This window comes from Methylophaga sp. UBA2012 (genome assembly GCF_002335235.1).
GTDB classification, from domain to species: Bacteria; Pseudomonadota; Gammaproteobacteria; order Nitrosococcales; family Methylophagaceae; genus Methylophaga; species Methylophaga thalassica.
This window is the reverse complement of sequence record NZ_DDCG01000013.1, coordinates 185411-194058: the sequence shown is the minus strand read 5'-3', so window position 1 is coordinate 194058 and position 8648 is coordinate 185411. Positions and strand designations below refer to the sequence as shown.

Below are 8648 nucleotides of genomic sequence, written 5' to 3'. Positions count from 1 at the left end.
GTGTTTAAGATTCAGGCCAATATGGATCCGAAACATCGTGACCGCATTGCGTTTTTACGTGTGTGTTCAGGCAAATATACAAAAGGGATGAAGCTGCATCAGGCGCGTATTGGCAAGGATGTGACCATCGCTAATGCAGTGACCTTTATGGCGGCTGAACGTGAGCAGGCAGAAGAAGCCTATCCAGGCGATATTCTGGGGCTGCACAATCACGGCACCATTCAGATAGGTGATACCTTCACTCAAGGTGAAGATCTTCAGTTCACCGGTATTCCCTATTTCGCGCCTGAGTTATTCCGTCGGGTCAGATTAAAAGATCCTCTCAAGAATAAAGCCTTATTAAAAGGCCTACAGCAACTGAGTGAAGAGGGGGCGACTCAGTTATTCCGACCTTTGGATAATAACGACCTGATCTTGGGTGCGGTGGGTGTGCTTCAGTTCGATGTGGTAGTCCACCGTTTGAAAGGTGAATACAACGTCGAATGTGCTTATGAAGCGGTTCAGGTGTATACCGCTCGCTGGGTCTATTGTGATGATGTGCGGAAACTGGAAGAGTTTAAAAAGAAAGCATCACAAAACCTGGCATTGGATGGTGCGGGTAATCTGACCTATATCGCACCAACACGGGTGAATCTTGACCTGACGATGGAACGCTGGCCTGATATCGATTTCCGGGCAACACGCGAACATCTCTGATAATTGAATGCTTATTGCCTGATTGCGGTTATATATTATATGATAATGATTCTCATTTATTTAACTCGTCAGGCAATGTATGTCCGTTTATCAGGAGTCAGAGCAACAAACCATAGCTAGTCTCTACCGACAGCACCATTCTTGGTTATTTCGCTGGCTTCGTGGCAAAGTCGAGTCAACGGAATCAGCTGCTGATATTTCTCATGATATTTTTGTGACCTTATTGGCGCGTGAGGAGCAGCTCTTATTAGAAGAGCCGCGTGCATTTCTCACCACGCTGGCCAAGCGCAGTGTGGCTAATCACTGGCGCCGTCAATATGTTGAAAAAGCCTATCTAGAAGCGATTTCTGACATACCTGAAGATTTACATCCGTCTGAAGAAGAGCAAGCTATTATTATCGAGTCGATAGTGGCGATTAATCAGCGATTACAAGGTTTGCCACTGGATGTGAAGCGTGCATTTCTTCATGCGCAACTGGATGGAATGAAACAGCAGGAAATTGCTGAGAAATTGTCTGTTTCGGTCTCTACCGTTAAACGCTATCTGAGTCGTGCTGCTGCTCAATGCTATTTTGCGATCAGCGTGAAATAAAAAATGACTGAAGCCATTCAAATAGAACAAAAGATCGCCTTAGAGGCGATTGAATGGTATCTGAGCTTGAGCGAGCGTGATGATGACCATGTGCTCAGACAGCAATGGCAGGAGTGGCTTGAGGCTGACAGCAGTCATCAAATCGCCTGGTCAAGAATCGAACAGGTCAATAACGAGCTGAGTTCTTTAAGCTCGCCGCTTTCACGTGGGGTGACTCACCAATCATTAAATAAAGCCGCTAAAAGTCGTCGTCATTTTTTACAGTCATTGGCCGGTGTAGCCATTATCAGTGGTGGTTCCTGGGCATTTTTAAAGAATGATATGTTTCTTGCACCCTTAATGGCTGACTACCATACAGGGATTGCTGAGACTCGACAGGTGACATTGGTAGATGGCACTCAAGTTCAAATGAATGCGAACACGGCATTTTCAGTAGATTATTCAGAGCAACAGCGTTACCTCACACTACTGGCGGGTGATGTGCTTATCACCACGGCCAAAGAGAATAGACCCTTTTTATTAAAAACACCTTGGGCTGATATGCAGCCGTTGGGCACACGTTTTTATGTGAAACAGCGTGAAAATCAGGCATTACTTGCTGTGTATGAAGGTGCTGTTAATATCATCAGACAGGATAGGTTTCCGACATTGCTAATTAAAGCAGGTCATCAGATCAGCTTTGCTGCTGATCAGTCTGGCTCGGTTGTTCCTGCCAGAGAAGAGGCATTGGCATGGCAACAGCATATGTTAATAGCAGATAACATGGCTCTGGCTGATGTGTTAACGGAATTGGAAAATTATCACCATGGATGGTTACGTTGTGACCCGACAATAGCCACCCGCCGAGTCTCGGGGACTTATCCATTAATGGATGTTGAGCAAGTATTACGAGCGTTATCTGCAACATTGCAGATTGAGTTAGTTTATAGAACGCGTTACTGGATAATGCTCAGACCAAAACAGACCGTTTAATTTTTTTGGTCTTTTTTTCATTCTCACGTGACAGAACAAATAGACACTATTTGTTAATGGAAGTGAGACATCGCATGTTATACAAGCCAACGTTATTGAGCGCCATGACGCTCGCAACTGCTTTACTGACCACTACAGGTTTGGTCCTGATATCACCGACGCCGGTATTGGCAGCAGATCAAGAGATCAGTAGCACAAAACAAAAAGTTAATTTTAATGTGGCAGCAGGTCAGTTAACCAGCGCATTAAATCAGTTTGGTCAGCAAGCAGGTATTTTATTAAGTTATTCGCCTGAATTAGCCAGTCCATATAAAACCGCAGGGCTGAGGGGGGAATACAGCATTAGCATGGGATTGCAAAAACTATTGCAAGGCACCCCTTTGTCAGTGGTTAAACAATCAGAAAATAGTTATCGTCTGACACAAAGCAATGAACAGTCTGCTGATTTACCTGTGGTGACGGTCACGGGGGAAAAATCATCATTATCGCCTTATACACCGATTGATAGTTATGCTGCACAGCGCAGTGCATCAGCGACTAAAAACAACGCCTCAATTTTTGATACACCGCAGTCAATTTCAGTGGTTACCCAACAGCAATTAACTATTCGTGGTGCAAAAACGGTCACGGAGGCATTGCAATACACGCCGAGTCTGAGTGTGCCTTATGGTTACGATACACGCTATGACTGGTTTAGTTTGCGTGGCTTTGATGCCAAAACACAGGTCTATCGTGATGGTCTGCTGATTCCAACCAGTACCTATGGTCTACCCAGAGCGGATAGTTATGCACTAGAGCGAGTAGAAGTGATTCGTGGCCCGAGTTCAGTGACTTATGGGCAAGCTCAACCCGGTGGTTTGGTGAATTTGGTCAGCAAGCGTCCAACGGAGGAGCCTTTGCATGAATTACGTCTGTCGGCAGGCAGTAATGACTTTTTTGAGTTAGCCGGTGATTTCAGTGGCAAAGTTGATGAGGAAGGCAAATTACTATATCGCCTGACCTTTGTGGGTAACGATAGTAATTCAGAAGTCGACTATAACGACTCCAGACGTAAGATGGTGGCACCCTCATTAACCTGGAATATCAGTGATGATACTCAGTTAACGGTACTGGCTGTTGAGCAGCATGATGATCAAACTTATAGTTTTAATAGTCATTTCTCACCGGCATTGTTGAAAACTTTTAGTGCTTTTCGAGGTGGAGCGAAGGTCTACGATCGAGAATTCGGTTTTTTTGATGGTGAAGAGGATTTTAATAACTTTGAGCGTGATTATCGAGCAGTGGGATATGAGTTTTCTCATACTTTTAATGATACATGGTCTTTCAGACAAAACACCCGATATGATCAAGTTGATCTAGACTTTAAAGCTCTTGGTATTAGCGGTAATCTATTTGCATCCGATTTAACTTCAGGTATACAAGGTAGAGTAGCTTCCAGAAAGAAAGAAGAATTAAATGCTTTTGCTGTAGATAATCAGTTGTTAGCGCATTTTGATGCTGGAAAACTAACTCATGATGTGCTTATTGGTCTGGATTGGCGCTATTCTGATGCTACAGAAAAGACTTTTAGTGGAACAGCCACAGCGATTAATTATTTAAATCCTGTGTATGGTTCAGCAGTAGGTGATCTCTCGCTTAGTCAAGATAGAGATATTTACTCGCGTCAAACAGGGTTGTATATGCAGGACCAACTCGCTTATGAAAATTGGCGTTTACTGATTGGCGGACGTTACGACTGGGTTAAAAATGATGTTGATGTGAATTATACAAACAGTAGCGATGTTGATGCAGATAAATCAGCGGAAGATTTTTCAGGGCGTATTGGTTTGGTCTATAAATTTGATAATGGCCTTTCGCCTTATATGAGTTATAGCGAATCATTTAATTTAGTCACAAAAACCGATACGAATGGCAATTTATTTGATCCTGAAAAAGCCAAGCAATATGAAGTCGGTGTGAAGTATGAACCGAAAAATATTGATGGTTTTATCAGTATGGCTGTGTTTGATTTGACGAAAGAGGACTATGTCATCACCGAGTACGATGCCGTGAATGTTAATGGTGTATCACGTCAGGTGGGTGAGGTGAACTCTACCGGTGTGGAAATTGAAGCCGGTTTAGATATATCCGAACAAGTCAAACTCACAGCCGCTTATAGTTATGTTGATGCGCGTATTACTGAAAGTCCAAATAGCTGGGAAAAAGATAGTCTGATTCCTAACCAACCCCGTCAAACAGCAAGCTTATGGCTTGATTACACACAAACAAGCGGTGTACTGAAAGGTTTAGGCGTAGGGGCAGGCTTACGTTATATTGGTGAAAGCACTTATATTGGCAAGGATAATTTGAGTGCGCTCAGCGGTAATCAGAGTGTCGATATTGAAACCGGTGGTTACACATTAACTGACGCTAGTATCCGTTATGACTTTGATGATGTGAGACTGGCGCTGAACGTCAGTAATTTATTTGATCGTGAGTACACCACCACATGTACGGATCTGGTCTGTTATTACGGTGATGGCCGTCGAGTCATTGCCTCAGCGACTTACAACTGGTAGTTCTACCAAGGGTTGCATGATAAATCATGCAACCCTTTTTTCTTATTTGTTGCCAAACACTTACTGACTCAAGCAGAATAAGCCTCAGCACTCAGAGAAGAGGGGCAGGACCATGAAAGTCAGATCGATTACCAAAAATAAAGGTAAACCTGTCATTGGCTTATCACCAAAAGACAGTCTGGATAAAGCGGTTGCCATGTTGATGGAACACCGAATAGGTTCATTGATTATTACCGAAGCCAACGGGACGATGGTGGGGATTTTATCTGAACGGGACATTTTGAAAATTCTTGATACACATCCAGATCAGTGGAATCAAATGCTGGTCAACGATGCCATGACGCCTAATCCTTATACCTGTGAGCCCGATAATACGCTTGAGGAAGTGATGAATAAAATGGTGGAGCATAATATCCGTCACTTACCTGTTGTTTATAAAGGTAAGTTGGAAGGTATGTTATCTATTACAGATATCGTGGAAGAGTTGCTGAAAAAAGCCAAGTTCGAGAATAAATTGCTAAAAAATTATATTCAGAACTGGCCTGACGCCGAGCAGGAAATCTAATGTTGTTCTGAATCGAAGTTATCGCTGTGATCGATTTGTAGATGGTTATCTTTGGCGAAATCTAACAGAAAGTCGAAAAGCATCTCGTCTCTTTGTTCTAAGTCAGCGTCAATCACCACGCATTTGACGCCTTCTAATGTCGCTAGCCTGACACTGGGATGAAAAATAATGCGTCGACCAGGACCATATGAGGCAACTGCTCCGCACAAGCGCTCTGCCCAGTCACTGGGGCGAAACTTTCCACCGTCTAAAGTCAGTCCGCGGATGATCACCTTTTTCGATATGGACATAAAGCGTCAGCTCAATTGTGATGGGTTAAAATCGGCATTCTACTGTAAATAATCATGTTTGCATAAGCACAGAGTGTAAATAAAAGTGCTTTCAATGATTTAGGTCGGCAATAAAAATCCGTATAATCACCGCTTTTAGTTTTCCTACTCTACGAGAATCTTGTGGCTGACTACAAACAAACGCTAAATTTACCTGCAACAGAATTTCCTATGAAAGCCGGTTTACCTAACCGTGAACCACAAACGCTTCAACATTGGCAGGATATTAATCTCTACGAAAAAATTCGTGAACAGGCCAAAGGTAGACCACAATTTATTTTGCATGATGGTCCTCCCTATGCAAATGGTGATATCCATATTGGTCACGCCGTTAACAAGATTTTAAAAGATATTATTATCAAGTCTAAAACCTTGAGTGGGTTTGATGCGCCATATGTTCCCGGCTGGGATTGTCATGGTTTACCTATCGAACTGAATGTCGAGAAGAAAGTGGGTAAACCTGGTGTAAAAGTCACTGCCAAAGAGTTTCGTCAGGCCTGTCGTGATTATGCTGCTAAACAAGTGGATGGTCAGCGCGAAGACTTTAAACGTTTAGGTGTTTTGGGTGAGTGGGATAATCCTTATCTGACCATGGATTTCAGCTTTGAAGCCGACATCATCCGTACCTTAGGGCAAATCACTAAACAAGGCCACCTGCATAAAGGTGTGAAACCTGTGCACTGGTGTGTGGACTGCGGTTCTGCTTTAGCAGAGGCGGAAGTCGAATACGAAGATAAAACCTCGCCAGCCATTGATGTGCGTTTTAGCATCGTTGACAAAACTGCTTTTGAAAATGCTGTAGGTCATTCAGGTAAAGGTGTACTGAGTTTGCCTATCTGGACAACGACTCCTTGGACACTACCTGCCAATCAGGCTGTTTCGGTCAACCCTGAATTCACTTATGTTTTATTGCAAGCGGATAATGAGCAACTGGTTTTAGCTGAGTCATTATATGAAGCGGCTCTCCAGCGCTATGGCATTGAAGCTGAAGTAGTGACACGCTTTAAAGGCGAAACACTGGAAGGTTTATTGCTTCAGCATCCATTTTACGATCGACAAGTGCCTGTTATTTTAGGTGACCACGTCACGGCGGATGCCGGTACTGGTGCGGTGCATACGGCTCCTGGACATGGTCAGGACGACTTTGTTGTCGGTCTGAAATATGACTTAAAAGTGGATAATCCAGTGGGTGGTAATGGAGTGTTTTTACCGGACACGCCGATTTTTGCTGGCAAATCTGTGTTTAAAGCGAATCCGGATGTTATCGCGCTTTTAAAAGAAAAAGGCGCATTACTCGCGCACATCGATATTCAGCATAGCTACCCGCATTGCTGGCGTCATAAGAGCCCGATTATTTTCCGCGCGACGCCACAGTGGTTCGTTAGCATGGATCAAAATGGTTTGCGAAGTGCTGCGATGAAAGCCATTGCTGATACAGACTGGATGCCAGCCTGGGGTCAAAAACGTATTGAAAATATGGTAGAAGGACGCCCTGACTGGTGTATTTCTCGTCAGCGTACCTGGGGGGTGCCAATTCCGTTATTTGTTCACCAACAAACAGGTGAGTTGCATCCTGACACTGAACAGTTGATGGAAACCGTCGCCCAGAAGGTTGAGCAAGAGGGCATCGATGCATGGTTTGATTTAGAGCCAGAATCGTTATTAGGCGAACAAGCGGCCGACTATGAAAAAGTAACTGATACCCTGGACGTATGGTTTGATTCTGGTGTGTCTCATGCGTGTGTATTGGCTCGTCGTGCGTATTTAAATCGTCCTGCAGATTTATATCTGGAAGGTAGTGACCAGCATCGTGGCTGGTTCCAGTCATCTTTGTTGACCTCTGTGGCAACCACTGGAAAAGCACCCTACAAAGCAGCATTAACTCACGGCTTCACTGTTGATGCGAATGGCAAAAAAATGTCTAAGTCCTTGGGTAACACGGTTTCACCACAAAAAGTGATGAACAGCCTGGGGGCCGATATTATTCGTCTGTGGGTGGCTTCCACTGATTACAGTGGCGAGATGACAGTGTCTGATGAAATTCTCAAACGCACTGCCGATTCTTATCGTCGTATCCGTAATACTGCTCGTTATTTATTATCAAACCTGAATGATTTTGACCCAGCCAACAATAGGGTTGCTGTCGACGATTTATTACCTTTGGATCGTTGGGCTTTGGATCGCGCTTACCATTTACAGCAAGATATTCTGGCAGCCTATGAGAGTTATCAGTTCCATGTGATTTATCAGAAGTTACATAATTTCTGTGCAAATGAAATGGGCAGCCTGTATCTGGATATCACTAAAGATCGCCAGTACACGATGCAGACAGATAGTTTGGGCAGACGCTCATCACAAACAGCGATGTACCATATTCTGGAAGCAATGGTGCGTTGGATGGCGCCTATTCTGAGTTTCACTGCAGATGAATTATGGGGCTACTTACCGGGTGAACGTAACGAATCTGTATTACTCAATCTCTGGAGTGATGAATTAGCGCCATTGCCTCAAAACACCGACTTTGATCTAGCATTCTGGAATCAGGTCTTTAGTGTCAGAGAGGTGGTTGCTAAAGAACTCGAAAATCAACGAAATGCAGGCCAGATTAAAGGTGGATTAACTGCCGAAATTAGTCTGTTTGTAGATGAAAAAATGTTGGCTTCATTGAACAAGCTGGGCGATGAGTTAAAGTTTGTTTTGATTACCTCAAAGGTCAATCTTTTCAGTATGGATAGTGATGCAGCTAAACAAGCTGTACAGACAAGCTTGTCAGGCGTACTTGTTGCAATTAAAGCGGCTGAATATTCACGCTGTGACCGCTGCTGGCATCAGGTTGAATCTGTTGGACAGAATAGCCATCACCCTGAGTTGTGTGGTCGTTGTGTTGATAATATCGAAGGAGATGGCGAACTAAGACAGTTCGCTTAAATAAATAA

At 43.7% G+C, this 8648-nt stretch carries 7 protein-coding genes; 6 read left to right on the top strand and 1 reads right to left on the bottom strand.

The features are described 5' to 3' along the window. The 5 genes from B2248_RS10485 to B2248_RS10465 form a co-directional block, all read left to right on the top strand. On the top strand, positions 1–696 hold a 696-nt coding region (locus B2248_RS10485; RefSeq protein WP_286722967.1), incomplete at its 5' end, for an EF-Tu/IF-2/RF-3 family GTPase. 79 nt (positions 697–775) lie between these two features. Further along, a complete protein-coding gene (locus B2248_RS10480; RefSeq protein ID WP_007145742.1) occupies positions 776–1288 on the top strand; it encodes a sigma-70 family RNA polymerase sigma factor in 513 nt (170 codons plus the stop codon). A 3-nt stretch (positions 1289–1291) separates the two neighbouring features. Next, a complete protein-coding gene (locus tag B2248_RS10475) occupies positions 1292–2260 on the top strand; it encodes a FecR domain-containing protein (RefSeq protein ID WP_007145741.1) in 969 nt (322 codons plus the stop codon). A gap of 104 nt (positions 2261–2364) precedes the next feature. After that, positions 2365–4818: a TonB-dependent siderophore receptor gene (locus B2248_RS10470; protein ID WP_273182243.1), complete on the top strand. Its 2454-nt coding sequence runs from the start codon at positions 2365–2367 to the stop codon at positions 4816–4818. A 112-nt stretch (positions 4819–4930) separates the two neighbouring features. Next, on the top strand, positions 4931–5383 hold the full coding sequence (locus tag B2248_RS10465) for a CBS domain-containing protein (RefSeq protein WP_273182241.1): 453 nt from the start codon (positions 4931–4933) through the stop codon (positions 5381–5383). On the opposite strand, the gene B2248_RS10460 is transcribed toward B2248_RS10465, so the two are convergent. Beyond that, positions 5380–5673 carry a DUF3579 domain-containing protein gene (locus tag B2248_RS10460; protein ID WP_273182239.1) on the bottom strand — a complete coding sequence of 98 codons (294 nt, stop codon included), beginning with the start codon at positions 5671–5673 and terminating at the stop codon, positions 5380–5382. The genes B2248_RS10465 and B2248_RS10460 overlap by 4 nt on opposite strands. A gap of 162 nt (positions 5674–5835) precedes the next feature. On the opposite strand from B2248_RS10460, the gene ileS reads away from it, so the two are divergent. Next, positions 5836–8640 carry an isoleucine--tRNA ligase gene (gene ileS / locus B2248_RS10455; RefSeq protein WP_273182235.1) on the top strand — a complete coding sequence of 935 codons (2805 nt, stop codon included), beginning with the start codon at positions 5836–5838 and terminating at the stop codon, positions 8638–8640. The last annotated feature ends 8 nt before the right edge of the window (positions 8641–8648 follow it).

Bases quoted from the DNA above. Each gene is read 5' to 3' on its own strand.
- B2248_RS10460 (WP_273182239.1), bottom strand. From the start codon at position 5,673: ATGTCCATATCGAAAAAGGTGATCATCCGCGGACTGACTTTAGACGGT.
- B2248_RS10465 (WP_273182241.1), top strand. From the start codon at position 4,931: ATGAAAGTCAGATCGATTACCAAAAATAAAGGTAAACCTGTCATTGGC.
- B2248_RS10475 (WP_007145741.1), top strand. From the start codon at position 1,292: ATGACTGAAGCCATTCAAATAGAACAAAAGATCGCCTTAGAGGCGATT.
- B2248_RS10470 (WP_273182243.1), top strand. From the start codon at position 2,365: ATGACGCTCGCAACTGCTTTACTGACCACTACAGGTTTGGTCCTGATA.
- B2248_RS10480 (WP_007145742.1), top strand. From the start codon at position 776: ATGTCCGTTTATCAGGAGTCAGAGCAACAAACCATAGCTAGTCTCTAC.